This is a genomic window from Ruegeria sp. BHSC223, from assembly GCF_059613025.1.
Genome location: NZ_JBXWRR010000002.1, coordinates 15,593 through 41,019, shown reverse-complemented (window position 1 = coordinate 41,019; position 25,427 = coordinate 15,593). Strand labels below are relative to the sequence as shown.

The 25,427-nt window shown below is 63.3% G+C and carries 32 protein-coding genes; 21 read left to right on the top strand and 11 right to left on the bottom strand.

Features of this window, described 5'->3' with window-relative positions:
- Window positions 1-103 precede the first annotated feature (103 nt).
- The gene (locus AC2FNY_RS04175; protein ID WP_234165820.1) at window positions 104-466 is read left to right on the top strand and encodes a response regulator; all 363 of its coding nucleotides are present in this window, start codon (window positions 104-106) and stop codon (window positions 464-466) included.
- Here the strand turns inward: AC2FNY_RS04175 and AC2FNY_RS04170 are convergent.
- Complete coding sequence (locus AC2FNY_RS04170) at window positions 448-1,437, bottom strand: glutathione S-transferase family protein (RefSeq protein ID WP_234165821.1); 990 nt, start codon at window positions 1,435-1,437, stop codon at window positions 448-450. The two genes, AC2FNY_RS04175 and AC2FNY_RS04170, sit on opposite strands and share 19 nt — an antisense overlap.
- A gap of 201 nt (window positions 1,438-1,638) precedes the next feature.
- Between AC2FNY_RS04170 and AC2FNY_RS04165 the strand changes: the two genes are divergently transcribed.
- On the top strand, window positions 1,639-1,989 hold the full coding sequence (locus tag AC2FNY_RS04165; RefSeq protein ID WP_234165822.1) for a hypothetical protein: 351 nt from the start codon (window positions 1,639-1,641) through the stop codon (window positions 1,987-1,989).
- Between the two features lie 42 nt (window positions 1,990-2,031).
- Here AC2FNY_RS04165 and AC2FNY_RS04160 read toward each other — a convergent pair whose 3' ends face one another.
- Window positions 2,032-3,204 carry a MalY/PatB family protein gene (locus tag AC2FNY_RS04160; RefSeq protein WP_496801722.1) on the bottom strand — a complete coding sequence of 391 codons (1,173 nt, stop codon included), beginning with the start codon at window positions 3,202-3,204 and terminating at the stop codon, window positions 2,032-2,034.
- A gap of 99 nt (window positions 3,205-3,303) precedes the next feature.
- Here AC2FNY_RS04160 and def (AC2FNY_RS04155) point away from each other — a divergent pair, with 99 nt between their 5' ends.
- The 6 genes from def (AC2FNY_RS04155) to AC2FNY_RS04130 are packed head-to-tail and all read left to right on the top strand — an operon-like array spanning window position 3,304 to window position 6,211.
- On the top strand, window positions 3,304-3,822 hold the full coding sequence (def, locus tag AC2FNY_RS04155; protein WP_164127230.1) for a peptide deformylase: 519 nt from the start codon (window positions 3,304-3,306) through the stop codon (window positions 3,820-3,822).
- The gene (def, locus tag AC2FNY_RS04150) at window positions 3,819-4,316 is read left to right on the top strand and encodes a peptide deformylase (RefSeq protein ID WP_234172041.1); all 498 of its coding nucleotides are present in this window, start codon (window positions 3,819-3,821) and stop codon (window positions 4,314-4,316) included. The genes def (AC2FNY_RS04155) and def (AC2FNY_RS04150) overlap by 4 nt, the downstream gene beginning before the upstream one ends.
- On the top strand, window positions 4,313-4,810 hold the full coding sequence (gene def, locus AC2FNY_RS04145; RefSeq protein ID WP_234165825.1) for a peptide deformylase: 498 nt from the start codon (window positions 4,313-4,315) through the stop codon (window positions 4,808-4,810). The genes def (AC2FNY_RS04150) and def (AC2FNY_RS04145) overlap by 4 nt, the downstream gene beginning before the upstream one ends.
- A 4-nt stretch (window positions 4,811-4,814) precedes the next feature.
- Window positions 4,815-5,720, top strand: coding sequence for a methionyl-tRNA formyltransferase (gene fmt, locus AC2FNY_RS04140; protein WP_496801721.1), 906 nt, complete (start codon window positions 4,815-4,817; stop codon window positions 5,718-5,720).
- A 13-nt stretch (window positions 5,721-5,733) separates the two neighbouring features.
- Window positions 5,734-5,970 carry a hypothetical protein gene (locus AC2FNY_RS04135; RefSeq protein WP_234139851.1) on the top strand — a complete coding sequence of 79 codons (237 nt, stop codon included), beginning with the start codon at window positions 5,734-5,736 and terminating at the stop codon, window positions 5,968-5,970.
- Window position 5,971: 1 nt separating this feature from the next.
- Window positions 5,972-6,211 carry a GlsB/YeaQ/YmgE family stress response membrane protein gene (locus AC2FNY_RS04130; protein WP_234139850.1) on the top strand — a complete coding sequence of 80 codons (240 nt, stop codon included), beginning with the start codon at window positions 5,972-5,974 and terminating at the stop codon, window positions 6,209-6,211.
- A 66-nt stretch (window positions 6,212-6,277) separates the two neighbouring features.
- Here AC2FNY_RS04130 and AC2FNY_RS04125 read toward each other — a convergent pair whose 3' ends face one another.
- The 6 genes from AC2FNY_RS04125 to AC2FNY_RS04100 form a co-directional block, all read right to left on the bottom strand.
- Window positions 6,278-6,907, bottom strand: coding sequence for a trimeric intracellular cation channel family protein (locus AC2FNY_RS04125; protein ID WP_234172046.1), 630 nt, complete (start codon window positions 6,905-6,907; stop codon window positions 6,278-6,280).
- Window positions 6,904-7,371 (bottom strand): ribonuclease HI, encoded by a 468-nt coding sequence (rnhA, locus tag AC2FNY_RS04120; protein WP_496801720.1) that lies wholly within the window; start codon window positions 7,369-7,371, stop codon window positions 6,904-6,906. The genes AC2FNY_RS04125 and rnhA overlap by 4 nt, the downstream gene beginning before the upstream one ends.
- Window positions 7,364-7,957, bottom strand: coding sequence for a class I SAM-dependent DNA methyltransferase (locus tag AC2FNY_RS04115; RefSeq protein ID WP_496801719.1), 594 nt, complete (start codon window positions 7,955-7,957; stop codon window positions 7,364-7,366). The genes rnhA and AC2FNY_RS04115 overlap by 8 nt, the downstream gene beginning before the upstream one ends.
- A complete protein-coding gene (locus tag AC2FNY_RS04110) occupies window positions 7,954-8,406 on the bottom strand; it encodes a DUF3429 domain-containing protein (protein ID WP_234165829.1) in 453 nt (150 codons plus the stop codon). Before AC2FNY_RS04110 ends, AC2FNY_RS04115 begins: the two co-directional genes overlap by 4 nt.
- 249 nt (window positions 8,407-8,655) lie before the next feature.
- On the bottom strand, window positions 8,656-9,606 hold the full coding sequence (gene ispH / locus AC2FNY_RS04105; protein WP_234165830.1) for a 4-hydroxy-3-methylbut-2-enyl diphosphate reductase: 951 nt from the start codon (window positions 9,604-9,606) through the stop codon (window positions 8,656-8,658).
- Window positions 9,607-9,797: 191 nt separating this feature from the next.
- Window positions 9,798-10,370 (bottom strand): LabA-like NYN domain-containing protein, encoded by a 573-nt coding sequence (locus AC2FNY_RS04100; RefSeq protein WP_234172050.1) that lies wholly within the window; start codon window positions 10,368-10,370, stop codon window positions 9,798-9,800.
- Window positions 10,371-10,507: 137 nt separating this feature from the next.
- Between AC2FNY_RS04100 and folK the strand changes: the two genes are divergently transcribed.
- From folK to AC2FNY_RS04050, 10 genes are all read left to right on the top strand, one after another.
- The gene (gene folK, locus AC2FNY_RS04095) at window positions 10,508-11,077 is read left to right on the top strand and encodes a 2-amino-4-hydroxy-6-hydroxymethyldihydropteridine diphosphokinase (RefSeq protein WP_234139843.1); all 570 of its coding nucleotides are present in this window, start codon (window positions 10,508-10,510) and stop codon (window positions 11,075-11,077) included.
- A gap of 91 nt (window positions 11,078-11,168) precedes the next feature.
- Entirely contained in the window at window positions 11,169-11,522 is a 354-nt protein-coding gene (gene rpoZ, locus AC2FNY_RS04090; protein WP_234139842.1) for a DNA-directed RNA polymerase subunit omega, read from the top strand.
- Between the two features lie 28 nt (window positions 11,523-11,550).
- Window positions 11,551-13,683, top strand: coding sequence for a RelA/SpoT family protein (locus AC2FNY_RS04085; protein WP_234139841.1), 2,133 nt, complete (start codon window positions 11,551-11,553; stop codon window positions 13,681-13,683).
- 31 nt (window positions 13,684-13,714) lie between these two features.
- A complete protein-coding gene (locus tag AC2FNY_RS04080) occupies window positions 13,715-14,371 on the top strand; it encodes a DUF2062 domain-containing protein (RefSeq protein WP_496801718.1) in 657 nt (218 codons plus the stop codon).
- A gap of 36 nt (window positions 14,372-14,407) precedes the next feature.
- Window positions 14,408-15,154, top strand: coding sequence for a pyridoxine 5'-phosphate synthase (locus AC2FNY_RS04075; RefSeq protein WP_234162696.1), 747 nt, complete (start codon window positions 14,408-14,410; stop codon window positions 15,152-15,154).
- Entirely contained in the window at window positions 15,151-15,771 is a 621-nt protein-coding gene (locus tag AC2FNY_RS04070) for a LysE family transporter (RefSeq protein ID WP_234139838.1), read from the top strand. Before AC2FNY_RS04075 ends, AC2FNY_RS04070 begins: the two co-directional genes overlap by 4 nt.
- Window positions 15,768-16,214 carry a holo-ACP synthase gene (gene acpS, locus AC2FNY_RS04065; RefSeq protein WP_234139837.1) on the top strand — a complete coding sequence of 149 codons (447 nt, stop codon included), beginning with the start codon at window positions 15,768-15,770 and terminating at the stop codon, window positions 16,212-16,214. The genes AC2FNY_RS04070 and acpS overlap by 4 nt, the downstream gene beginning before the upstream one ends.
- A 32-nt stretch (window positions 16,215-16,246) precedes the next feature.
- Window positions 16,247-17,086 carry a signal peptidase I gene (lepB, locus tag AC2FNY_RS04060; RefSeq protein ID WP_234139836.1) on the top strand — a complete coding sequence of 280 codons (840 nt, stop codon included), beginning with the start codon at window positions 16,247-16,249 and terminating at the stop codon, window positions 17,084-17,086.
- Entirely contained in the window at window positions 17,083-17,760 is a 678-nt protein-coding gene (rnc, locus tag AC2FNY_RS04055) for a ribonuclease III (RefSeq protein WP_234139835.1), read from the top strand. The genes lepB and rnc overlap by 4 nt, the downstream gene beginning before the upstream one ends.
- A 7-nt stretch (window positions 17,761-17,767) precedes the next feature.
- Window positions 17,768-18,163, top strand: coding sequence for an META domain-containing protein (locus AC2FNY_RS04050; protein WP_496801717.1), 396 nt, complete (start codon window positions 17,768-17,770; stop codon window positions 18,161-18,163).
- Here the strand turns inward: AC2FNY_RS04050 and recO are convergent.
- Together recO and AC2FNY_RS04040 are read right to left on the bottom strand one after the other, a co-directional pair.
- Window positions 18,147-18,872 (bottom strand): DNA repair protein RecO, encoded by a 726-nt coding sequence (gene recO / locus AC2FNY_RS04045; protein WP_234139833.1) that lies wholly within the window; start codon window positions 18,870-18,872, stop codon window positions 18,147-18,149. The genes AC2FNY_RS04050 and recO overlap by 17 nt on opposite strands.
- A gap of 89 nt (window positions 18,873-18,961) precedes the next feature.
- Complete coding sequence (locus AC2FNY_RS04040; RefSeq protein WP_496801716.1) at window positions 18,962-21,454, bottom strand: adenosylcobalamin-dependent ribonucleoside-diphosphate reductase; 2,493 nt, start codon at window positions 21,452-21,454, stop codon at window positions 18,962-18,964.
- 130 nt (window positions 21,455-21,584) lie between these two features.
- Between AC2FNY_RS04040 and AC2FNY_RS04035 the strand changes: the two genes are divergently transcribed.
- Window positions 21,585-22,016: a DUF1489 family protein gene (locus AC2FNY_RS04035; protein ID WP_234142942.1), complete on the top strand. Its 432-nt coding sequence runs from the start codon at window positions 21,585-21,587 to the stop codon at window positions 22,014-22,016.
- 3 nt (window positions 22,017-22,019) lie between these two features.
- Here the strand turns inward: AC2FNY_RS04035 and AC2FNY_RS04030 are convergent, their stop codons facing one another.
- Window positions 22,020-22,892 (bottom strand): LysR family transcriptional regulator, encoded by an 873-nt coding sequence (locus AC2FNY_RS04030; RefSeq protein WP_234184294.1) that lies wholly within the window; start codon window positions 22,890-22,892, stop codon window positions 22,020-22,022.
- A 102-nt stretch (window positions 22,893-22,994) separates the two neighbouring features.
- Here AC2FNY_RS04030 and AC2FNY_RS04025 point away from each other — a divergent pair, with 102 nt between their 5' ends.
- Window positions 22,995-24,446 carry an aldehyde dehydrogenase family protein gene (locus AC2FNY_RS04025; protein WP_496801715.1) on the top strand — a complete coding sequence of 484 codons (1,452 nt, stop codon included), beginning with the start codon at window positions 22,995-22,997 and terminating at the stop codon, window positions 24,444-24,446.
- Window positions 24,443-25,423, top strand: a complete 981-nt coding sequence (locus tag AC2FNY_RS04020) for a membrane dipeptidase (RefSeq protein WP_496801714.1) — start codon at window positions 24,443-24,445, stop codon at window positions 25,421-25,423. The genes AC2FNY_RS04025 and AC2FNY_RS04020 overlap by 4 nt, the downstream gene beginning before the upstream one ends.
- The last annotated feature ends 4 nt before the right edge of the window (window positions 25,424-25,427 follow it).

Genomic DNA, 25,427 nt, shown 5'->3' with positions numbered 1-25,427 from the left:
CGGCGGCCGCTGTTAACAATTTGTAAAGTATTTGATCAGATTACGGAGCCAAGGGAGACTGGCACCGCAAACGAACTCAAACAAAAGTGCCGGGTTAACTGTTATGCATGTATTGATCGTCGAAAGTAACCCAGAGCTTGGTGCGCTCTGGCAACGCCATCTGCAACGCCAGGGTCTGCAGGTCACGTTGGTGACGTCGCAAGAGGATGCGATCCTGGCGCTCTATCGTGCTGAGTTCGAGATCATCGTTCTTGACCTGGTACTTGAGCAGGGCAGCGCCCTGGCGGTTGCGGATTTCGCCAGCTACCGGCGCCCGGATGCGCGGGTGATTTTCGTTACCAACACGACCTTCTTTTCAGACGGTTCGATCTTTGCCCACAGTCCCAACGCCTGCGCCTATGTGCATGGCGACACGCCGCCCGAGGATCTGGCGGCGATGGTCGAGCACTACGCCACCGCGCGCTGATCGCGTCCATGCGGCGCGAGATGGTCGAGCTCGGGTCCGATCGGAACGATTCGGTGCGGATTGATGCTGTCGTGGCTGTAATGGTAGTGCCGGATGATGTGATCCATATGGACGGTGCCAGCCACACCGGGCCATTGATACAGTTCCCGTGTATAGGCCCAGAGGTTGGGATAATCGATCAGCCTCCGCCGGTTGCATTTGAAATGCAGATGATAGACCGGATCAAAGCGGATGAGCGTGGTGAACAGGCGCCAATCGGCCTCGGTTACCTGGTCACCCATTAGGTAACGGTTGTTCGCAAGACGTGATTCCAACCAGTCCAGAGTGTCGAACAGTGGGTGCACCGCAGCGTCATATGCCTCTTGAGTCGTGGAAAATCCGCATCTGTAGACGCCATTGTTTACGTTTTCGTAAATACGCGCGTTCACCGTCTCGATTTTTTCTCGGATGCTCTCCGGCCAAAAATCCTCGTGGTTTCCGGTCAGGTGATCGAAGGCCGAGTTGAACATGCGGATGATCTCGGCGCTTTCGTTCGAAACGATGGTCCGGCGTTCGGTATCCCACAGGATCGGCACGGTGACGCGTCCGGAATAGGCTGGGTCGGCACGGGTATAGATCTGATGGGCATAGTTCAGCCCATACAGACGGTCACCGGTGCGGCCCTCTGTCTCGGGTGCAAAGGTCCAGCCTTGGTCCAACATGTCGGGATGTACGACCGAAACCGGGATATGTGTGGACAAACCCTTGATTTCGCGAAAGATCAGGGTCCTGTGCGCCCAGGGACAGGCATAGCTGACATAAAGGTGGTAGCGCCCCGATGCGGCGGCAAAGCCGCCTTTGCCGGATGGTCCGGGGGCGCCATCGGGGGTGACCCAGTTGCGGAACTGCGCCGCCGAGCGCTGGAAGGCGCCGCCGCTGGATTTGGTATCGTACCAGGTGTCATGCCAGATGCCGTCGATCAGCAGGCCCATCGGAGTCTCCTTCTGCTTTGATCAGCATCTAGGATCTGCGGTGCGGGATACCACGCCGTTGCCGCGCACGTGACCTGCGCAGGTGCACATCCGGCGCGGCCCCGCGGAAAGCACGCGGGTGCCATGCACCGAACATGAAAATCTTTGCTTGATTTTAATGGATGCTGCGGCAGGCTGATGAGGTTCGCACGGAGACGCTTTATGAGCACCTATATTTCAAAAGAAGTCGGCGAGGATCTGGCCCGGGCCCGGATCGCTGGATTGAAGAAGATGAGCCGCTTGCGGGTGGAACATATCGGTATGTTTTATACTGTACTTCGGCTGTGGCGCGACGGGTTTGCCGTCGAAGCCGAAAGCACGCCGCCACTGCGCGGGCTGGTCGATATCTACGAGGGGTCAAACCTGCTCTATCAATGCCTGATCGTGGCCTCGGGCGGCGAGCGCGGCGAGATGGTCTATGAGTTCAAGCGGCATACCCTGGCACAGGACCGCGCGCCGCTCGACTTCGAACGCGCGGTGGATGCGCCTGTCGGGTTGCTGGGCGAGGGATAGCCCCCTGCGGGCGTTCTCGCTGAGCCCGCTCCTGCACTACACCTATTGCAGATCGCCGAAGGCGCTGTTGAGCCGGTCGATCGCCTCTTCGATCCGCGCCCTCTGGGTGCCAAGGTTGAAGCGCAGAAAATTCTCGCCACCGGTACCAAAGCTGGTGCCGTGATTTACCGCGATCCTGGCCTGCTGTTCGACCCGCTCGGTGAATTCGGCCCGGTCCATGCCCGTCCCCGAGAAATCCACCCAGGCGAGATAGGTCGCTTCGAGCGGCATCGCGCGCAAACCGGGAATGGCCGAGATGGCGCTTTCGAAGAGGCGCCGGTTCTCGTCCAGATAGGCCAGCAGCCCATCAACCCATTCCGCCCCTTCGGGAGAATACGCGGTCAGTGTCGCCATCTGCCCGGTCGAGTTCGGTGCCAGCGAGAGCGCGGCCATCCGCTTGGCGAAACGTCCACGCAGTTCGGGGTCGGGGATGATTACCTGCCCGGTATGCAGGCCCGCGATGTTGAACGTCTTGGACGGCGCAGTGAGCATCAACAGCCGGTCGACGATATCGGGCGCCGCGTTGGGCATCGGGATATGGGTGTGTCCCGGATAGACTAGGTCATGATGGATCTCGTCCGACACAAGAAGCAGATCGTGCCGCTTGGCGAAATCGGCCACCGCGCGCAGTTCCTCTTGCGTCCAGACCCGGCCGCCGGGATTGTGCGGCGAGCAGAGGATCACCATCCTCTCGTTGCCGGTCATTTGCGCGTCATAGGCGGCGAAATCCATCTCGTACCGGCCGTCATTGTTGACCATCTGGCATTCCACCACTTGCCGGCCCGCATTGCGGATCACCTTGGCAAAGGCGTGATAGACCGGGGTGAACAGCACGATCCCGTCTCCCGGCTGGGTATAGGTGTCAAGGCACATGCCGACACCGTTCACCAGCCCGGTGGTGGTAAAGATCGCCTCGGGCGTCACATCCCAGTCGTGGCGGCTGCGCATCCACCAGCGGATCGCGTCGGTATAGGGTTTGTCATAGTTTACATAGCCCAGGATGCCATGGTCCGTCATCTCGCGCAGCTTGGCCAGCACGTGTTCGGGCGCGCGGAAATCCATGTCGGCGACCCACATGGCCAGACCGTCCTGTGCGGGCACGCCATAGATGGGTTCCATCATGTCCCATTTAGAGCAAAAGGTTCCGTGGCGGTCGATCAGGTCGTCAAAGCTCATCTGGGTCTCCGAGGGTCAATTGTCGGCCAGAGGCTAGCCAGTTTGCCGCCATGCGCAAGGGGCGTTGCAGCAGGGCGGTCAATCGCCTAAATCGGGACCATGAAACGTGCTATTCTCATTCATCCCGATCCGCGCCTGAAAAAGGTCTGCGCGCCCGTGGCCGATATCTCGGACGAATTGCGGGCGCTGGCCGACGACATGCTGGAGACCATGTACGACGCGCCGGGCATCGGCCTGGCCGCGCCGCAGATCGGTGTGCTCGACCGCTTGATCGTGCTGGATTGCGTCAAGGAAGAAAGCGCGCCCGCGCGCCCGCTGGTGATGTTCAACCCGCGTATCCTGGCTTCTTCGGACGAGACCAATGTTTACGAGGAAGGCTGCCTGTCGATCCCCGAGCAATATGCCGAGGTGACCCGCCCCAAGGTGGTGGATGTCGAATGGATCGACCGCGACGGCAAATTGCAAAGCGAGACCTTTGACGGGCTCTGGGCCACTTGCGTGCAGCATGAGATCGACCATCTGGATGGCAAGCTGTTCATCGACTACCTCAAGCCGCTGAAACGCCAGATGATCACCCGCAAGATGCAGAAGCTGAAGCGCGAGCGGGCGCGGGCGTGAGCGTCCTGCCGATCCTGACCTGGCCCGATGCACGCCTGTCGCAGCGCTGTGACCCCGTCGAGGGGATCGTGCCCGACGATCTGATCCGCGACATGTTCGACACCATGTATGCCGCCAAGGGGCGTGGGCTGGCCGCGCCGCAGGTGGGCGTGATGCAGCGGTTTTTCGTCATGGATGTCGGCTGGAAAGAAGGCACGCCCAGCCCAATGGCGATGATCAACCCTGTGATCATGGCCGCCGAGCGGGTGCCGGTCGAGATGGAGGAAGCCTGCCTCTCGATCCCCGGCCTCTCGGTGCCCGTCACCCGGCCCAAGGCAGTGACGGTGCAATGGACCGCGCCCGAGGGCGACATTCACATGGCCGATTTCGACGGGTTCGAGGCGCGCTGCATCCAGCACGAATTCGACCATCTGAACGGGGTCGTCACGCTGGATCATCTGGACCCGCAGGCCCGCGCCGCCATGCTGTCCGCTTATGAGGAAAACCATCCATGACCGTCCGCCGCTGTCTGCCCTGGCCCGACAAGCATCTGCGCAGCCGCGCCGCCGAGGTGAGCGAGATCACCGACGAGATCCAATCGATCTGGAACGACATGATCGACACGATGGAGGCGATGCCGGGCGTGGGGCTGGCCGCGCCACAGATCGGGGTGATGCTGCGGCTGGCGGTGGTCGATGGCTCGTCTGAGCGGGGCCGTGCGGTTCGGATGGCCAACCCCGAGATCCTGCATGCCTCGGTCGAGCTGCGTGAACATGACGAGGCGAGCCCCAACCTGCCCGGCGTCTCGGCCAGGCTGAAACGCCCGCGTGCGGTGACGGTACGGTTCCTGAACGAACAGGGGCAGGTCGACCGGCGCGATTTCGTCGGCATCGAGGCGACCAGCGTGCAGCATCAGATCGACCACCTGAACGGGCGGATGTATTTCGACAATCTCAGCAAGGTCAAACGCGACATGCTGCTGCGCAAGGCGCGCAAGCTGGGGGGCTGAGGTCATGCGCGTCGTGTTCATGGGAACCCCCGATTTCTCGGTTCCGGTACTGGAGGCGCTGGTAGGTGCGGGGCATGAGATCGCCGCCGTCTATTGCCAGCCACCCCGCCCGGCGGGGCGCGGCAAAAAGGACCGCCCCACGCCCGTCCATGCCCGTGCGCTGGACCTGGGGCTGGAGGTGCGCCACCCGATCTCGCTGAAAGGGGCCGAGGCGCAGGCGGATTTCGCGGCGCTGGGCGCCGATGTGGCGGTTGTGGTGGCCTATGGGCTGATCCTGCCGCAAACGGTGCTGGACGCGCTGCGCCACGGCTGCCTCAATATCCACGCCAGCCTGTTGCCGCGCTGGCGCGGCGCGGCGCCCATTCACCGGGCGATCATGGCGGGAGATGCTGAAACGGGCATTTGCATCATGCAGATGGAGGCGGGGCTGGATACCGGGCCGGTGCTGTTGCGCGCCACGACACCCATCGGGGCAGAGGAGACCACCGGCGCGTTGCATGACCGCTTGTCGGCCATGGGGGGCGACCTGATCGTTGAGGCGCTGGCACGTCTGCCCGAGTTGACTGCGGAGCCGCAGCCCGAGGATGGCATCACCTATGCCGCCAAGATCGACAAGGCAGAGGCGCGGGTCGACTGGACTCGCCCGGCGGTCGAGATCGACCGGCAGATCCGGGGCCTCTCACCCTTTCCCGGCGCCTGGACCGAGATCGCGGGTGAACGGGTGAAACTGCTCGCCTCGCGCCTGGCCGAGGGGCAGGGCGCCCCCGGCGCAGTGCTGGACGATGCGTTGACCGTGGCCTGTGGTACCGGCGCTGTGTCACTCACCCGCTTGCAACGGGCGGGCAAAGGGGCGCAGGATGCCGACATCTTCCTGCGCGGCTGGCCCGTGCCAAAGGGAACCCGCCTGTAGAAGGGGATCGCGTATGTTCATGGTTCTGATGGGAACGGTCGTGATTGCCGGGATCGTCGGCTACATCTCGGAAAAATCGGGGTTCACCCATAACGGCTATCTGCAATCCATCATCATCTGTGTCGGCGGGGCCTTCCTGTTCTACTTCCTGCGGATCATGTTCGGGATCGGTTTCGGATCCCCGGGGATGAACGCCATTCTCTCTTCGATTGGCGCGCTGATCATCGTGCCCTTCCACTGGAGGAAATGAGATGCATGTCGTTGTCCTGATCATCATCGGCGCCGCTGCCGGGTTCCTCGCCACCCGGCTGATGCGGGTCGAGGCGGATATTCCCACCACCATGCTGATCGGCATCGTGGGCGCGCTGATCGGCGGGCTGATCCTGCGGGCGCTGTTGACGATGATGGGCTGGTTGTCGGGCTTTGTCGGCGCGGTGCTGGGGGCGCTTCTGGTTGTCTGGCTCTGGCAGACCTATCTGCGGCGGCGCTGAGACGCGCCGGGGGGATGCGAGGCTCTGCCTCGCGCTCCGGAGTATTTTGGGCGAAATGAAGGGGGGTCAGCCGCGCGTGCGCGGCGGGCGGCTCTTGTAGACCGGCAGGCGCCAGCCAAAGACCAGCGATCCGGCGCGCAGCCCCCAACAGACAAGCGCGCAGAGGCCCAGCGCGGGCAGGGTGGCCAGCCCCAGCCCGGTGGCGATCACTGCCGCCACCGCCCCCGCCAGCGCGCAGGAGACATAGAGTTCGCCCTGTTTCAGGACCAGCGGCACCTCGTTGCAGACCACATCGCGCATCAGCCCGCCCAGACAGCCGGTCATCATGCCCATCAGCACCACGATCACCGGCGGTTGTGCCTGCGCCAGCGCCACCCCGGTGCCGGCAGCCACCGCGATGGACAGCGCGAAACTGTCGAGCCAGATCAGAAGGCGATAGCGGCTTTCGACCAGGTGTGCGGTGAAAAAGACCAGCGCGGCAGCGCCCGAGGCGATCAGGATATAGGCGGGTTGCCCAACCCAGAACACCGGGTCGCGGCCCAAAAGCAGGTCGCGCATGGTGCCGCCGCCCACCGCCGTCAGGCAGGCGACAAAGGCAAACCCAACCAGGTCGAGCTGCGCCCGGCTGGCCACCAGCGCGCCGGTCAGGGCAAAGACCAGGACCGAGGCGTAATCGAGCAGGGCAAGCAGGCTCACGCGCGGGCCTTCTTCGGCTTGAAGGGTTTCATGCCTGCGCGCGCCAACTCGTCGGCGCGTTCGTTTTCCGGGTGGCCCGCATGGCCCTTGACCCATTCCCAGGTCACGTCATGGCGCGCCTGCGCCGCATCCAGCCGCTGCCACAGCTCGACATTCTTGACCGGCTTCTTGCCGGCGGTTTTCCAGCCGTTGCGCTTCCAGCCGAAGATCCAGCCGGTCACGCCGTTCTTTACATAGGCGCTGTCAGTGACCACGGTGATTTTCGAGGGCCGTTCCAGCGTTTCCAGCGCGTTGATCGCGGCCAGCAGCTCCATCCGGTTGTTGGTGGTCTCAGCCTCGCCACCGCACAGCTCGCGTTCCTTCAGCACGGTCTCGCCCTCGATGGCGCGCAACAGCACGCCCCAGCCGCCGGGGCCGGGATTGCCGGAACAGGCGCCGTCGGTATAGGCAAAGAGCTCAGGCATGGGCGCGCATCGCGATCCAGTCCTCGACCTTGCCACTGAGGCCCGGCCCGGCGCCGAAGGCGCGGTCGATAACTGTGAAACCGGCCTGCTGCAACAGATGCTCCAACGCGTCCTCCTGATGGTAGCTATAGAACCGGCCGAGGCTGTCACGCCCTTCGCCGGTTCCGAGTTTGAGGGCGATATGGAAAATCCCGCCGGGTTTCAAGGCCCGATGGAGCCGGGCGAGATGGCCGGGAAACTCGACATGGGGGGCATGCAGCAGGCTGAAATTGGCCCAGATGCCGTCATAGGCGGCGGTCTCCCCGATCTCGTCGAAACGGGCCTGACGGGCGGTGACGCCTGGGTGTTGCGCCGCCAGCGCCACCATCTCGGCCGAGGCATCAACCGCCACGACCGCAAGTTCTGCACGCGCCATTTGGGCCGCAGAGGTGCCGGGGCCGCACCCGAGATCCAGCACCCGACCGCCGCTTGGCAGCATGGCGACAAAGGCCTCCAGCATGGGGTCGGCGGCGTTGTAATCCTCGGTCAGCGCGGCATAGTCGCTGGCGCGGCTGTCATAGATGCGGATCGTTTCTGGATCGCTCATAGAAAGGCCCCCACCGCCAGACACAGGGTGACAACCGCTGTCAGCAAGAGGCGCAGCCGCATCCACCAGACCGGCGCCAGGCCCCAGCTGGCAAAGGCGGCATCCAGCATCAACAGGCCCAGAAAGCCGAAGATCAGGTTGATCGCCGCTCCGGTCGGGCCGCCCCCGGTCATGAAGAAGGCCCAGAGCGCGGGCAGCACCGCAAGCGCATAGCCGGTCGCGGCGCGGCGGTCATCGGCCTTGGTGGCAAAGCCCCAAAGGACGCCGGACATGAAGGCAAGGATGATCTGGCCATAGGCGATCTGCACATAAGGTCCCACAAAACGCGGGCCGAGCGCAGCGGCGCCCCAGGCCTGCAAGGCCGGGCTCAGATAGGTGAGCGCGCCCCAGAGGAACGGGATCAGCCCGGCAAGGCCCAGGATCAGCGGTGCGCGGGGGATGGTGGTCATGTGCGCTCCTTCAAAGGTGAGCCGATGAGGCAATCAACGGCAATGCCGAGATTGAAAAAGGGGTCTCAACAACCGACCGAGTTTGTCGCCCGCGCCTGTTGAGTATTCGCGGCCAGACTAGCCACGATTGCCGTTGGGTGAAAGCGCGGTTTCGGTGACGCTTGCCAGCAGGTTGCAAATGCTGGCTGTCGCGTTTGCAACAGAAGCGTCTACCGTGCTGAAATTCGGGTGGGGATCATTTGCGCAGGCTCATGCCGGCTGCCGCAATACCCGCGGAACCTTGAACTCGACATGTTCGACCGCGGTTTCGACCACCTCGACCGTCACGTCGAACCGTGTGCGAAAGGCGTCGATCACTTCATTCACCAGCAATTCGGGGGCCGAGGCACCAGCAGAGACGGCAACGGTTGCGATGCCGTCCAGCGCGCGCCAGTCGATGTCACCGGCGCGCTGCACCAACTGCGCATAAGAGCAGCCCGCCTTGGCCGCGACCTCGACCAGGCGGCGCGAGTTCGACGAGTTCGGCGCCCCAACGACGAGGAGCGCGTCCGATTTCGGCGCCACCGCCTTGACCGCCTCTTGCCGGTTGGTGGTGGCGTAACAGATGTCTTCCTTGTGCGGGCCGACGATCTGCGGGAACCGGGCCTGAAGTGCGGCCACGATGTCGCGGGTATCGTCCACCGACAGGGTGGTCTGGGTGACAAAGGCGAGGCGTTCTGGGTCACGCACCGCGATGCGGGCGACATCCTCGACCGTTTCGACCAGCAGCACCTCGCCCTCGGGCAATTGCCCCATGGTGCCGATGGTTTCAGGGTGACCGCGATGGCCGATCATGATGATCTGAAGGCCGCGTTCCGCGTGCCGCTCGGCCTCGATATGGACCTTGGACACCAGCGGGCAGGTGGCATCGACATAGATCATCTTGCGTCGCTCGGCCTCGGCCGGGATCGCTTTGGGAACCCCGTGGGCGGAAAAGATCACTGGCCGGTCGTCGGGGCATTCATCCAGTTCCTCGACAAACACCGCCCCTTTGGCGCGCAGCCCGTCGACCACGAACTTGTTGTGCACGATCTCGTGCCGGACATAGACGGGGGCGCCCCATTTCTCGATTGCCATCTCGACGATCTTGATGGCGCGGTCGACACCGGCGCAAAACCCGCGCGGCGCGGCAAGATAAAGGGTGAGGGGCGATTTGGTCATGGGCGGGTCTCCTTGCCTGAGCACAGGTAAGGTTTTGTGCGGTTCAGATCCAGCCCGGTTCTGGGTGTCACGAATCCGTCACCGGAGCCGGCTAGAAGGCGGGTATTGAAGCAGGCAGTGATACTTAATGATATACGGCCAGATGATCGCTCATCTGGCCGTATTTTCTTGATGGGGTGTGCTGGCTCGGATCAGTTGCCGTTGGCCGCAAACGAGCGCGGCTCTGCCGGCACTTCGCGCGGGGGACGGCCGATCACATCACGCAACTCTTCAAGCTCGATGAAGTTGTCGGCCTGCCGACGCAACTCGTCCGAGATCATCGGCGGCTGGCTGCGGATGGTCGAAACGACCGAGACACGCACGCCCTGACGTTGCAGGCTGGCCACCAACGGGCGGAAATCGCCATCGCCCGAGAAGAGCACGATATGATCGACGCGCGGGGCCAGTTCCATGGCATCGACGGTCAGTTCGATATCCATGTTCCCCTTGACCTTCCGGCGCCCCATGCTGTCGGTGTATTCCTTGGCCGGTTTGGTCACCATGGTGAACCCGTTATAGTGCAGCCAATCGACAAGCGGACGGATCGGAGAGTATTCGTCGTTTTCCAGCAGTGCCGTGTAATAGAAGGCTCTCAGCATCTTTCCGCGACGCATGAACTCCTGCCTGAGAAGCTTGTAGTCGATATCAAAGCCGAGAGCCTTGGCCGCCGCATAAAGATTCGAACCGTCGATGAACAGCGCTAGCCGTTCGTCCTTATAAAACATAATTGTTCCTTCCGGTATGTACCGAAACCGCCTGCTGTCCGTGAGTGAGTGCAAATAAATTCGGCGGTTCGGTGGCACTAATGTAGGAGAATCGGCATGTATAGCAAGTCCACTCTTGACGTTCACGGAAGCCGCTTATGATCGAGAAAGAGCAAATTGGCGTTATCGCATTGGGAGGAAATCTTTCTTTTGATCAAAATCCTCCGCGCATAACGTTGCGGAATGCGACGAATGAGCTGATTGCGCGCGGGGTAAGGGTGCTCGCAGAGAGTCGGTATTTTACAACCCCGTGCTTTCCAGCAGGCGCGGGACCCGACTATATCAACGCCGCGATTTCCTTCAGCTCCGAGCTTTCTCCGGCCGCTCTCTTGCAGCTATTGCACGAAGTGGAGGCGGCATTCGGGCGCGCCCGCGAACAGCGCTGGGGTATGCGCACATTGGATCTGGACCTGATCTGTTATGGTGACCGAATCCTGCCGGATCGCGAAAGCTATGACGCCTGGCGACAGCTGGACCCGGCGCGCCAGACCAAACTGGCGCCCGACCAACTGATTCTGCCTCATCCCCGGTTGCAGGATAGGGGCTTCGTGCTGGTGCCGATGGCAGATGTCGCCCCCGAATGGCACCATCCGGTCCTGGGGCTGACCGTGCAGGAGATGCTGGCGGCGCTGCCTGCCAGGGACCTAGCCGAGATCCGGCCGCTTTGACCGTAAAACCGGGCATTTCCCGCTTGTCAAGCTGGGGAATCGCGCCTAGAACCGTGCTTTCTGGACAAAGCTGCACTTTGGAGAGTCGCTGATGGCCCGCGTGACGGTAGAAGATTGCGTAGACAAGGTTCCGAACCGGTTCGAGCTGGTATTGCTTGCCGCTCATCGGGCGCGTGAGATCTCTGCCGGCGCCTCGATCACCGTGGACCGCGACAATGACAAGAACCCGGTCGTGTCGCTGCGCGAGATCGCCGACGAGACCCAGAGCGCCGACGAACTGCGTGAACGCCTGATCGAGGCGAACCAGACCCAGATCGAGGTGGACGAGCCCGAAGATGACCAGATGGCCCTGCTGATGGGTGCCGAGAGCGACCGCCCGGCCGAGGACGACATGTCCGAAGAACGCCTGCTGCGCGCCCTCATGGAGGCCCAGGGGCAGGGCTGAGAACGCCGCGTGAGAGGATGCGGACCGGATGATTTCTGCTGACGACCTGATTGCCCTGGTCCGCAACTACAATCCCAAGACCAATGCCGAGCGTCTGACCCGGGCCTATGAGTTCGGGCATCAGATGCATGATGGCCAGTTTCGCCATTCGGGCGAACCCTATTTCACCCATCCTGTTGCCGTCGCCGCCATTCTGACCGAACAGCGGCTGGACGATGCCACCATCATCACCGCGCTGCTGCACGACACGATCGAGGATACCAAGGCCAGCTATGGCCAGGTGTCCGAGCTGTTCGGCGAAGAGGTGGCGATGCTGGTCGATGGGGTGACCAAGTTGACCAACCTGCAACTGTCGTCGCGCGAGACCAAGCAGGCCGAGAACTTCCGCAAGCTGTTCATGGCCATGTCCAAGGACCTGCGGGTGATCCTGGTCAAGCTGGCCGACCGTCTGCACAACATGCGCACCATCAAGGCGATGCGCCCGGATAAGCAGGCGGTCAAGGCGCGCGAGACGATGGATATCTATGCGCCGCTTGCCGGGCGCATGGGCATGCAGTGGATGCGCGAAGAGCTGGAGGATCTGGCCTTTCGCGTGCTCAACCCAGAGGGGCGCCAGTCGATCATCCGCCGCTTCATCACGCTGCAACGCGAGACCGGCGATGTAATCCACAGGATTACCGGCGACATGCGGCACGAACTGGACAAGGCGGGCATCGAGGCCGAAGTGTTCGGGCGTGCCAAGAAGCCTTATTCGATCTGGCGCAAGATGCAGGAAAAGGACCAGGGATTCTCGCGCCTGTCCGATATTTACGGCTTTCGCATTATCACCCAGTCCGAAGAGGATTGTTATCGCACGCTCGGTACCATCCACCAACGCTGGCGCGCGGTGCCTGGCCGGTTCAAGGACTATATCAGCCAGCCGAAATCGAACGGCTATCGCTCGATCCACACCACGGTGTCGGGGCGCGACGGCAAGCGGGTCGAGGTGCAAATCCGCACCCGCCAGATGCATGACGTGGCTGAAACCGGGGTGGCGGCGCATTGGTCCTATCGCGACGGGGTGCGCACTCAAAACCCCTTTGCCGTCGATCCGGCCAAGTGGATTGCGGGCCTGACCGAACAGTTCGACAGCGAGGAGGATCACGAAGACTTCCTCGAAGCGGTCAAGCTCGAGATGTATTCCGACCAGGTGTTCTGCTTCACCCCCAAAGGTGACGTGGTCAAGCTGCCGCGCGGCGCCACCCCGATCGACTATGCCTATGCCATCCATACCCGGATCGGGCATGCCTGCGTCGGGGCCAAGGTGGACGGGATCCGGGTGCCGTTGTGGACCCGCCTCAAGAACGGCCAGTCGGTCGATGTCATTACCGCCGAGGGCCAGACGCCGCAGGTAAGCTGGCTTGAAATCGCGGTGACGGGCAAGGCCAAGACTGCGATCCGACGTGCGTTGCGCGAGGTGGACCGTGAACGGTTCATCAAGCTGGGGCATGAACTGGCGCGCTCGGCCTTTGACCATGTCGGGCGCAAGGCCACCGACAAGGCCCTTGATACCGCCGCCAAGCACCTGCGGTTGAAGGATCGCGGCGAGTTGCTGGCCCGTCTGGGTTCGGCCGAACTCACCGCCCATGACGTGGTGCAGGCTGTCTATCCCGAGTTGGCCCCAGACGAGGGCGACGCCATTCCCCCGCGCCGCGCCGTGATCGGTCTGGAACCGGGGCAGAGCTTTGACCGCGCGCCCTGCTGCCAACCGCTGCCGGGCGAGCGTATCGTCGGCATCACCTATCGCGGCAAGGGCGTGGTGGTGCATACGATTGACTGCGACCGGCTGAGCGAGTTCGAGACGCAACCCGAACGCTGGGTCGATTTGCATTGGCATTCCGGCACCCACCCGGCCGCCTATGGCGCCACGCTAGAACTGACGATCGGCAACGACGCCGGGGTGCTGGGGCGGATTTGCACATTGATAGGCGAGAAGAAGGCCAATATTTCCAATCTGGAATTCATAGACCGCAAGCCGGATTTCTATCGCCTCATGATCAGCGTCGAATTGCGCGATGTGGAACAATTGCATTCCTTGATGCTGGCGCTCGAGGCAGAGGGTGACGTGGCCTCGGTTGAACGCTACAGGGAAAAGGCCAAGGCGGGCGCCGTGGCGGTTTAAACGCCGGAAGGCAGGGAAAGGACATCCAAGCGTGGTTTTCAAGCGCCGAGATCGACGCTCTCCGCTGCAGGTGCTGTGGGAACTGATCTGGCCGCGTGGCGGTTGGACCCGTGCCTTTCACTATGTCAAACACCGGGTGCGTCGTCTGCCGGACCGGCCCGAACGGATCGCGCGGGGCATCGGTGCGGGGGTCTTCGCTTCGTTCACGCCCTTCTACGGCATCCATTTCGTGATCGCAGCCATCCTCGCTCGGCTGATCAACGGCAATATCCTGGCCGGGCTCAGCGGTACCTTCTTTGGCAATCCGTTGACCTATGTGCCGATCGGTGTGATCTCGTTGCAAACCGGGCATTTCCTGCTGGGAACCGAGTTTCAGGAAGGCGCCGAACAGGGGTTGATGCGCAAATTCGCCGGTGCTGCGGGAGAGCTGAAAGACAACTTTCTGGCACTTTTCACTGATCGCTACGCCGACTGGCAGGCGCTCGAGCTTTTCTATGATGAGGTATTCTTTCCCTATATGATCGGCGGCATCGTACCGGGGATCGTTGCGGGCGTTGTCTGCTATTACCTCAGCCTGCCGGTGATCAGCACCTATCAGAAACGCCGCCGCTCCAAGATCAAGGCCAAGTTCGAGGCGATCAAGAAAAAGGCACAGGCCGATCTGCCAAACCCGGAAAATCCCGGCTAGGGTCGGGCGCGAGCGAGTCGGAAAGGAAATCCCGTCATGTCTGTTCCCCACCTGCGTCTTGGCGTGAATATCGACCATGTAGCGACCGTGCGCAACGCGCGCGGCGGTGCCAGCCCCGACCCGATCCGCGCCGCGATCCTGGCCGAGCAGGCCGGTGCCGACGGCATCACCGCGCATCTGCGCGAGGATCGCCGCCACATCACCGATGCTGATATCGACGGGCTGATGGCGGCGCTCAGCGTGCCTCTCAACTTCGAGATGGCCGCAACCGACGAGATGCAGAAGATCGCGCTGCGCCACAAGCCGCACGCGGTCTGCATCGTGCCCGAAAAGCGCGAGGAACGCACCACCGAAGGCGGGCTTGAGGTCGCGCGCGAGGAAAACCGGCTGGCCCATTTCATCGCGCCGCTGCGCGAAGCGGGTTGCCGGGTGTCGATCTTCATCGCCGCCGACAAACGTCAGATCGAGGCCGCGCACCGGATCGGCGCGCAGGTGATCGAACTGCATACCGGGGCCTATTGCGATGCCCATGCCGAGGGCGATTTCGCCACCCGCGACCGCGAGTTGGAGGCGATGCGCGAAATGTCCGCCTTTGCCCATTCGCTGGGGCTCGAGGTGCACGCCGGCCACGGGCTGACCTATGACACGGTGCAGCCGGTCGCGGCCTTTCCCGAGGTGATGGAACTGAATATCGGCCATTTCCTGATCGGCGAGGCGATCTTTCGCGGGCTCACACCCGCCATCGCCGAAATGCGCCGCCTGATGGACGAGGCGCGGGCATGACACCCGGGCTTGGCCTTGTCGTCCTGGGCTGGCTGGTGGCGGGCGGCAGTCCCGGGCCTGCCACCCTGACGATTGCCGGTACCGGCATGGCCGAAGGGCGCGGGGCCGCACTGGCCGTGGCGCTGGGCATCGTGGCAGGTTCGGCCAGTTGGGGATTGGCCGCTGCGCTGGGCATGAGCGCGCTGATGCTGACCCATGTCTGGATCGTCGAGACGGTCCGTTATGCCGGGGCGCTTTACCTGCTTTGGCTGGCGGTGAAATCCCTGCGCGCGGGTCTGGCCCCCGCAGGTGTCAAACCCTTCAGAACCGCCACGGGCACGGCACGGCGGCTGTTCCTGCGCGGTTATCTGATCCACCTGACAAACCCCAAGGCGATCCTGAGCTGGGGTGCGGTCTTTGCCATCGCGCTGCCGCCCACGGCATCTCTGGCAAGCGTATTTGCACTGTTCGCTGTGCTCATCACCGCCTCGACTTGCCTGTTTCTGGGCTATGCGCTGCTGTTTTCGACCCGCGCCATCGGCGAGGGATACCGCCGTCTGCGCCGCTGGTTCGAGTTGAGCTTTGCGCTGCTCTTTGGCGGCGCGGCGCTGAAACTGCTGACGGCCCGGTTGCAATGATCCTGGGTATCGGCACCGATCTGGCCAATATCGAGCGGATCGAGCGCACGCTCGACCGCTTTGGCGACCGCTTTCGCAACCGCGTTTTTACCGAGATCGAGCAGCGCAAGGCCGAGCGTCGCGCCGACACCGCCGGCACCTATGCCAAGCGCTGGGCCGCGAAAGAGGCCTGTTCCAAGGCGCTGGGCACCGGCCTGCGCATGGGCATCGCCTGGAAGGACATGGCGGTCAGCAACCTGCGCAGTGGTCAGCCCGTCATGCAAGTCACCGGCTGGGCCGCCGAACGCCTGCGCGAGATGACGCCCGAAGGTTACGAGGCGATCATCCATGTCACCCTGACCGATGATCACCCCTGGGCGCAGGCCTTTGTCGTGATCGAGGCGCGTCCGCTCGCCGAGGCGGGGGAGGTGAACTTGACTTACCCCGCCCCGCCCCGCATGTAGCCCCGAAACGCCCGCAGCAACTGGAGAGCCTGATGGCCAGCAAAGCCGCCAAGACCGGAAATGCCTTTGTCGAGACGATCAAGACCATCGTCTATGCGCTGCTGATCGCGGGCGTGTTCCGGACGCTGTTCTTTCAGCCGTTCTGGATCCCCTCGGGCTCGATGAAGGAAACGCTGCTGATCGGCGATTTCCTCTTCGTCAACAAGATGGCCTATGGCTATTCCTATGCATCGTGCCCCAGCCTGGTATTGCCGCAATTCGGCATCGACATCGACGCCGAGGATGTTTGCGGCTGGGCCAAGGGCGACAATGACCGCCTGTTCGGCGGCACGCCCGAGCGTGGCGACGTGGTGGTGTTCCGTCACCCGGTTTCGGGGCGTGATTTCATCAAGCGTCTGATCGGCTTGCCGGGCGACCGCATCCAGATGAAGGACGGCGTCCTTTACATCAACGATCAGGCGGTAAAGCTGGAAGATGACGGCGTGTTCGAGGAACTGGCCGAGGCACAAGGCCCCCAGCGCCTGCGCCCGCGATGCGAAAACGGTCCGGTGGGCGAGGGCGGCATCTGCCAGAAGTCGCGCCAGATCGAGACGCTGCCCAACGGGGTCAGTCACAAGATCGTCAATATCGGCAATCAGGCCTCGGACCACACAGGCGTCTACACGGTGCCCGAGGGGCATTACTTCTTCATGGGCGACAATCGCGACAATTCCAGCGATAGCCGCCTGCCGCAATCGGCCGGTGGGGTCGGCTATGTGCCTTATGAGAACCTGATCGGGCGGGCCGACCGTATCATGTTCTCGTCGGCGGGCCGGTCGATGCTGTTCTTCTGGACCTGGCGCAGCGATCGTTTCTTCAAGGGGATCGAGTGAAGCTTTCGGCAGAGATGAAGGCCTTTGAGGCGCGGCTGGGCTACTCTTTCGAGCGGCCCGAACTGCTGGTGCGCGCGCTGACCCATGGCTCGATCTCCTCGGCCACCCGGCAGGACAATCAGCGGCTGGAGTTTCTGGGCGACCGGGTGCTGGGGCTGGTGATGGCGACGGCATTGCTGGAGGCGGACAAGGACGCGACCGAGGGTCAGCTGGCGCCCCGCTTCAACGCGCTGGTGCGCAAGGAGACCTGCGCCGAGGTTGCCCGCGAGGTCGATCTGGGCGCTGTGTTGAAACTGGGCCGCTCCGAAATGATGTCAGGCGGGCGGCGCAAGCTGGCGCTCTTGGGTGATGCGATGGAGGCGGTGATTGCCGCCGTCTATCGTGATGGCGGTTTTGCCGCTGCCGAGGCGGTGATCCTGCGGCTTTGGGGCGCGCGTATCCATCAGGTCGAGGCCGACGCGCGCGACGCCAAGACCGCGCTTCAGGAATGGGCGCAGGCGCGTGGCCAGACTCCGCCGCGTTATACTCTGGTAAAACGTTCTGGCCCCGATCATGCGCCGGTCTTTACCATTCTGGCAGAGCTTGCCGATGGCCGCCGGGCCGAGGCCACCGCCGGGGCCAAGCGGCAGGCCGAACAAACCGCCGCGCGCAAGCTGCTCGACAGTCTGGACTAGGCCCGCGATGCTGGCCCGCCTCGCCCTTTTGCTGCCCGCGCTGGCGCTGGGATATTGCGGGCAGGACGAGACCGCCACCGCCTATGGTGCCGCCGGGCAGGTCTGGCAGGCTCAGAGCATCGACGGCGCCACCTTTGCCGCCGGGGCAGAGCTGCGCTTTCCCGAACCGGGCCAAATTGCGGGGCAGGGGCCGTGCAACAGTTTTTCCGCCCGGCTGGACGCGCCCTATCCCTGGTTCGAAATCGCCGATCTGGTCGCCACCCGCGCCGCCTGTCCCGAGTTGGAGGCCGAGGGGATCTTCTTGGCCGCGCTGCTGGCGATGGAGCAGATCGAGGTCTCGGGCGCGGTGCTGATTCTGCGCAACGAGGCCGGGCACGAGATGCTGTTCAGGGCAGCCGACTGATCAGGTCGATCAGCCGCCCGCGCGCCTGCGGCAGCGGCGCATGGCCCAGGGCGGGCGCGACGCGGTGTTCCAGGAAATAGCCGGTGGTGCGCAGGGCCAGTGCGATCTCTGGATCCGATGCCGGGCCTTCGCCGCGCAGGCAGGGGGGCAGCGGCAACAGCCGGTCGGCCCATTCGCCCGCGGCCCCTGCGCTGACCGCGCGCCCGCTGCGCGGCGAGACATAGACCAGATCGTCGCTGGCGCCGGTCACCGCGCAGGCGCTCAGGTCAAGGCCAAAGCCCAGCGCGTCAAGCAGCGCCAGCTCCCAGCGCAGATAGGCCAGCGGCCAGATCTCGTCCTGACCCAGCAGGTCCAGCAGCTGTTCGGACTGCTTGTATAGTCGGGGATGCGCCTCGCGCTCGGGCAGGCAAAAGGACAAGAGCGAGACAACCGCGTTCAGCCCGGCCAGCGCCAGCCGCCCCGACATCGCCGCCGCCGCGCGCGAGCGCAGCGGTTCCACCGTGAAACTGCCCAGATGCTCCTCCAGCCGGGCGCGCCAGCTGAGGTCGAGCTGCGCCCCCGGTTGCAGGATCGGCGCGATGCGGCGGCTGGTACCACCCCGCACCACGCCCGCATGGCGGCCATGGCTGGCGGTAAAGGTGTCGATGATGGCCGAGGTCTCGCCGTGGCGACGCACGGAAAGCAGGATACCCTGATCACGCCAATCCATGTCGCCCCTCACGCTCGTTCGGGGCCAGAATGGCCGCATCCGGGGGCAGACCGCAAGGCCCGCCCGCGCGGTTCAGGCCCGTCTGGGCCTCAACCGCATTTGGAATGGCCGCAACTGCGGCAGGTCATGCAGCCCTCCACCATCTGCATGTCGAACTGGCCGCAGCTGGGGCAGGCCTTGCCGCGCGGCGCGTCGCCATTCACCACCTGCGCCTGCGGGTCCGATTTCAGGCCCATGCCCTCGCCTTCGAGAAAGCCGATGGCGATCAGGTGCTGTTCGATCACCCCGCCAATGGCAGCCAGGATCGAGGGGATGTACTTGCCCTTGACCCAGGCACCGCCGCGCGGGTCGAACACGGCCTTCAACTCCTCGACCACAAAGGACACATCGCCGCCGCGCCGGAACACCGCCGAGATCATCCGGGTCAGTGCCACGGTCCAGGCGAAATGCTCCATGTTCTTGGAGTTGATGAATACTTCGAACGGGCGGCGGTGGCCGTTGATGATGATGTCGTTGATGGTGATATAGAGCGCATGCTCGCTGTCGGGCCACTTGATCTTGTAGGTGTTGCCTTCGAGATGCTCGGGCCGGTCCAGCGGCTCGGACATATAGATGACGTCGCCATGGGGTGTCTGTGGTTCGGAATCGGAAGTGGCAATGACAGTAGGGGCGGTGTCATCAAAGTCGGGTAGCGTGATATTCAGGATCTTCTTAATTGCTAAGAGTTCCTCAACAGTAACTTTGCGACCCCCAGAAATGATCTTGCTAACTTTGGCCTCGTTAAAGTCCCTTCCAAGCTTCTTCGACAGAGCTATCCCGAAGTCGCGCTGGCTCATTCCTTTCTCAAGCAAGACCGCCTTAATCTGCAAACCGATGGGTTTATTGTCCTTTGCTACACTCAACACACTCCCGGTCACATCATTGGGCCGATAGGTGGTGCAGCCCTTGCAGCCCAGATCCCAGGCCTGCATGTAGACGTCCTTGAACTCGTCGAACGAGATGTCCTCGGGGCAGTTGATGGTCTTGGAAATCGAGCTGTCGATCCATTTCTGCGCCGCCGCCTGCATCCGCACGTGATCGGCAGGCGCCAGCGTCTGGGCGTTGACGAAATAGTCGGGCAGGGGGGTGTCGCCGAACTTGTCGCGCCACATCTGCACCGCGTAATCGACCACCTCTTCCTCGGTCCGGCTGCCGTCCTTTTGCAGCACCTTGCGGGTATAGGCATAGGCAAAGACCGGCTCGATCCCCGACGACACATTGCCGGCATAGAGCGAGATGGTTCCGGTGGGTGCGATCGAGGTCAACAGCGCGTTGCGGATGCCATGGGCGCGGATCGCCTCGCGCACATCCTCGTCCATGGCCCGCATGGTGCCCGAGGCCAGGTATTTCTCGGCGTCAAACAGGGGAAAGGCGCCCTTTTCCTTGGCCAGCTCGACCGAGGCGAGATAGGCCGCGCGGGCGATGGCGTGCAGCCAGTCCTCGGTCTGCTTGGCGGCCTCGTCGCTGCCATAGCGCAGGCCCAGCATCAAGAGCGCATCGGCCAGCCCGGTCACGCCCAGCCCGATCCGGCGCTTGTTCTGCGCCTCGGCGGCCTGTTCGGGCAGCGGGAATTTCGAGGCATCGACCACGTTGTCCATCATCCGCACGGCGGTGGCGACCAGCTTTTGCAGCGCCTCGGGGTCCAGTTCGGCTGCGTCTTCGAACGGGTTCGTCACCAACCGCGCCAGGTTGATCGAGCCCAACAGGCAGGCGCCATAGGGCGGCAGGGGCTGTTCGCCACAGGGGTTGGTGGCGGCGATGGTTTCGACATAGTTCAGGTTGTTGGCCGCGTTGATCCGGTCGATGAAGATCACGCCCGGTTCGGCATAATCATAGGTGGCCTGCATGATCCTGTTCCACAGGGTGCGTGCCTCGACCGTGTGATAGACCTTGCCGTCGAATTGCAGCTCCCACGAGCCATCGGCCTTGACCGCCTCCATGAAGGCATCGGTGACCAGCACCGACATGTTGAACATGCGCAGGCGGGCGGGGTCGGACTTGGCGGCGATGAACTGTTCGATATCGGGATGGTCGCAGCGCATGGTCGCCATCATCGCGCCCCTGCGGGAACCGGCGGACATGATGGTGCGGCACATGGCGTCCCACACATCCATGAAGCTGAGCGGCCCCGAGGCATCGGCGGCCACGCCCTTCACATCGGCGCCGCGCGGGCGGATGGTCGAGAAATCGTATCCGATGCCGCCGCCCTGCTGCATGGTCAGCGCCGCCTCTTTCAGCATCTCGAAGATGCCGCCCATGCTGTCGGGGATGGTGCCCATGACAAAGCAGTTGAACAGCGTCACCTGCCGCGCGGTGCCCGCACCGGCGGTGATGCGCCCGGCGGGCAGATATTTGAAATCCTCCAGCGCGGTGTAGAATTCCCGCTCCCAGCGGTCGGGATCCTGTTCGACGCGGGCCAGATCGCGGGCGATGCGGCGCCAGCTATCCTCGACCGTCTGGTCGATCGGGGTGCCGTCCGCCTGTTTGAAACGGTATTTCATGTCCCAAATCTGCTCGGCGATGGGGGCGGCGAAACGGCTCATCGGATGATTCCCTCGTGCTGGAAGAGACATCCAGACTAAACCAAATGTGAGGTAGGCCACAACTGCTTGATGCCCGGGTGGGGTGAGCTACAATATCAAGGTGGCCTTGGGACGACTCTGTGGGAAAGCTGTGGATAACTACCTCAATCTGATCAAGCTCAGCGTCGGGACGGAAAGCGTCGACAACCTTGCCGAATGGCAGGCGATGCGGCGGGCGCAGACGCCGGACGGGTTGCCGCGCCATGTCACCCGCATGTGGCCCAAACGCGAGAGCGAGATCCTGGCGGGCGGCTCGATCTATTGGGTGATCAAGGGGTTGATCCAGTGCCGTCAGCGGGTGCTGCGGATGGACGAGGTGACCGGGCAGGACGGCACCCGCCATTGCGCGCTGGTGCTCGACCCCGAATTGCACCGCACCCACAGCACCCAGAAACGCCCGTTTCAGGGCTGGCGCTATCTGAACCCCGCCGACACGCCGCCCGACCTGCCCAAGGGACGCGCGCAGGACGATGCGTTGCCCGAGGACCTGAACCGGGCCCTGGCCGAGATCGGGGTGATCTGAACCTCAGCCGGTCCAGGGGCTGTGACGCAGGATGTCGGCGAATTCCGCGACCAGCTGCGGGAACTGGGTCCGGGTGTGGATCAAGAGAGACACGCTGCGCTGTTCCTCCAGCCCGGCGATGGGGCGGAATGTCAGCTCTGTTGGCTGTACCCGTGCCACCGAGCGCGGCAGGATCGTCACCCATTTGCCCGTCCGCACCATCGCCAACAGCGAATGGGTGTTGTGCACGGTGATCCGGGCGCGGGGCAGGGCGGCGCGTATCTCGGGCGCCTCGATCAGCCCGCACAGGCTGTTGCGGATGAAGCCCGAGGCAAAGACCGCGTCGATATCGGGTGCCTGTGGTTGCTGCGCCAGCGGATGACCGGTGGCGCAAAGCAGGCCATAGGCGTCTTCGAACAGGGTTTCGCTTTCGACCCCGTTCAGCACCGGTTGGCCCGAGACAATGCCCAGATCGGCCTGCCCTTGCAGGATCGCATCCACCACCCTGCCGCTATCCATGTCGCGCAGTTCCAGATCCAGTGAAGGATGGCGCTGCATCATCGTCTCAATCGCGCCTGGCAGCGCCAGACCAGAGGCAGAGGGGATCGACGCCACCCGCAGCAGCCCCTGCGGCGCCCGCGCCGCCGCCTCGATCGCCTGTATGGTATCGTCGAACTGGCGTAACTGCTGCTGGGCAAAGCGGAACACCTCTTGCCCCAGCGGGGTCAGGCGGTTCTTGCGCTCGTTCTCGAACAGGCGCTGGCCCAGATGTTCCTCCAACTGTTTCAGGGTCATCGACAGCGCAGACTGGGTCCGCCCCATCCGCATCGCCGCATCGGCCAGGTTTCCTGTTTGTGCAACAGTGCTGAAACAGCGCAGCATCTCGATCTTGATCATGAGTTCAGAAAACCTGAAATTTCATTAAGAAGTTTAAGTTTGACCGATATGGTGCGCGGAGTCCACCATGACCCAATTCATTCGAGGAACTGGGCCAGAGGCATGTCGGACACAAAACTCAATCTCATCGCGGGCGAATGGTTGGCAGGCGAAGTTGAAATCGAAAACCGCAACCCGTCGGACCTGAGCGATCTGGTTGGTATGTTTGCCCAGGCCAGCGCCGATCAGCTCGATACGACGCTGCTTCAGGCCCGGCGCGCACAGGCGGAATGGGCGGCTTACGGGATGGAGCGCAAGCAGGCGGTGCTGATGGCCATCGGCACCGAGCTGATGGCCCGGGCCGAGGAACTGGGCACGCTGCTCAGCCGCGAAGAGGGCAAACCGCTGGCCGAGGGCAAGGGCGAGGTCTATCGCGCCGGTCAGTTCTTTACCTATTACGCCGCCGAATGCCTGCGCCAGTTGGGCGAGAATGCCGACAGCGTGCGCCCGGGCGTCGAGATCGACGTGCGCCGCGAGGCGGTCGGTGTGGTCGCGGTGATCAGCCCGTGGAACTTTCCCACCGCCACCGCCTCGTGGAAGATCGCGCCCGCGCTTTGCTATGGCAATGCGGTGGTGTGGAAACCGGCCAATATCACCCCGGCCAGCGCCGTGGCGCTGACCGAGATCATCGCGCGTCAGGACATCCCCAAGGGCCTGTTCAGCCTGGTCATGGGCTCGGGTCGCAGCATTGGCCAGCGGCTGGTGGAAAGCCCGCTGGTCAACGCGATTTCCTTCACCGGCTCGGTGCCGGTGGGCAAGGGTATCGCCTCCGCCGCCATCCAGAACCTGACCAAGGTGCAGATGGAGATGGGGTCCAAGAACGCGCTGGCGGTGATGGATGACGCCGATCTGGATCTGGCCGTGACGCTGGCGCTGGGCGGCGCCTTTGGCGGCACCGGGCAGAAATGCACCGCAAGTTCGCGGCTGGTGGTGCACGCGGCCATCCACGATGCCTTTGTCGAGAAGCTGGTGGCGGGCGCACAGGCGATGAAGGTGGGCCATGCGCTGGCCGAGGGCACCCAGATGGGCCCGGTGGTCAGCGCCCAGCAACTGGCCGAGAACCTCGCCTATGTCGATCTGGGCAAGTCCGAGGGCGCCGAACTGGCCTGCGGCGGCCAGCGGCTCGATATGCCGCAGGACGGCTATTACATGTCGCCCGGCGTGTTCCTGAACACCACCAACACCATGCGCATCAACCGCGAAGAGATGTTCGCGCCGCTGACCAGCGTGATCAAGGTCGGCAGTTATGACGAGGCGCTGAGCGTGGTGAACGATACCAATTTCGGCCTGACCTCGGGCATCGTCACCCAGTCGCTGGCACGCGCCACCCATTTTCGTCGCAACGCGCGCACCGGGGTGGTGACGGTGAACCTGCCGACCGCGGGCACCGATTACCATGTGCCGTTTGGGGGTCGCGGCGACAGCTCTTACGGGCCACGTGAACAGGGCAAGGCGGCGGCCGAGTTCTATACCACGGTCAAGACGGCGTATATCAGCGCGGGGGCACCACAATGAGCTATCGCATCGACGGCCTGCAATATGCCAACTGGTCGGAAAAGATCTTTCGCCAGCTGCGCGCGGGCCATGTCGATGCGGTGCATGTCACCATTGCCTATCACGAAAGCTTTCGTGAGACGGTCCTGAATTTCGAGAAATGGAACCGCTGGTTCGAGCAGTATCCCGACCTGATCATGAAGGGGCAGTGGGCCGGCGATATCGACATCGCGCGCGAGACCGGGCGCACCGCGATCTTTTTCGGGTTCCAGAACCCCAGCCCGATCGAGGACGATATCGGGCTGGTCGAGATCCTGCATACGCTGGGCGCGCGTTTCATGCAGTTGACCTATAACAACCAGTCGCTGCTGGCGACGGGCTGTTACGAGGCCGAGGATGCGGGCATCACCCGCATGGGCCGTCAGGTCATCAAGGAGATGAACCGGGTGGGGTTGGTGGTGGACATGAGCCATTCCGCCGACCGCTCGACCATCGAGGCCGCCGAGATCTCGGAGCGTCCCATCGCCATCACCCATGCCAACCCGCATGACTGGGCCCCGGCCCTGCGCAACAAGCGTCACGATGTGATCCGGGCGGTGACCGAAAACGGTGGCATGTTGGGGTTCTCGGTCTATCCCCATCACCTGAAAGACAAGTCCGACTGCACGCTGGACAGTTTCTGCGAGATGATCGCGCGAACCGCCGAGCGGTACGGCGTCGACCATCTGGGGATCGGCACCGACCTGTGCCAGGACCAGCCCGACAGCGTGGTGGAATGGATGCGCACCGGGCGGTGGTCCAAGGAGATCGACTTTGGCGAGGGGTCCGCCAGTGCGCCGGGCTTTCCCCCGATGCCGCACTGGTTCCAGGACAATCGCGATTTTGGAAATATCGAGAACGGGTTACGCGCGACCGGCCTGAACAAGGACGAAGTGGCCGGGATCATGGGTGGGAACTGGTACAGGTTCTTTGCCCAGAACTTCGTCCCGCAAGGATGAGAGA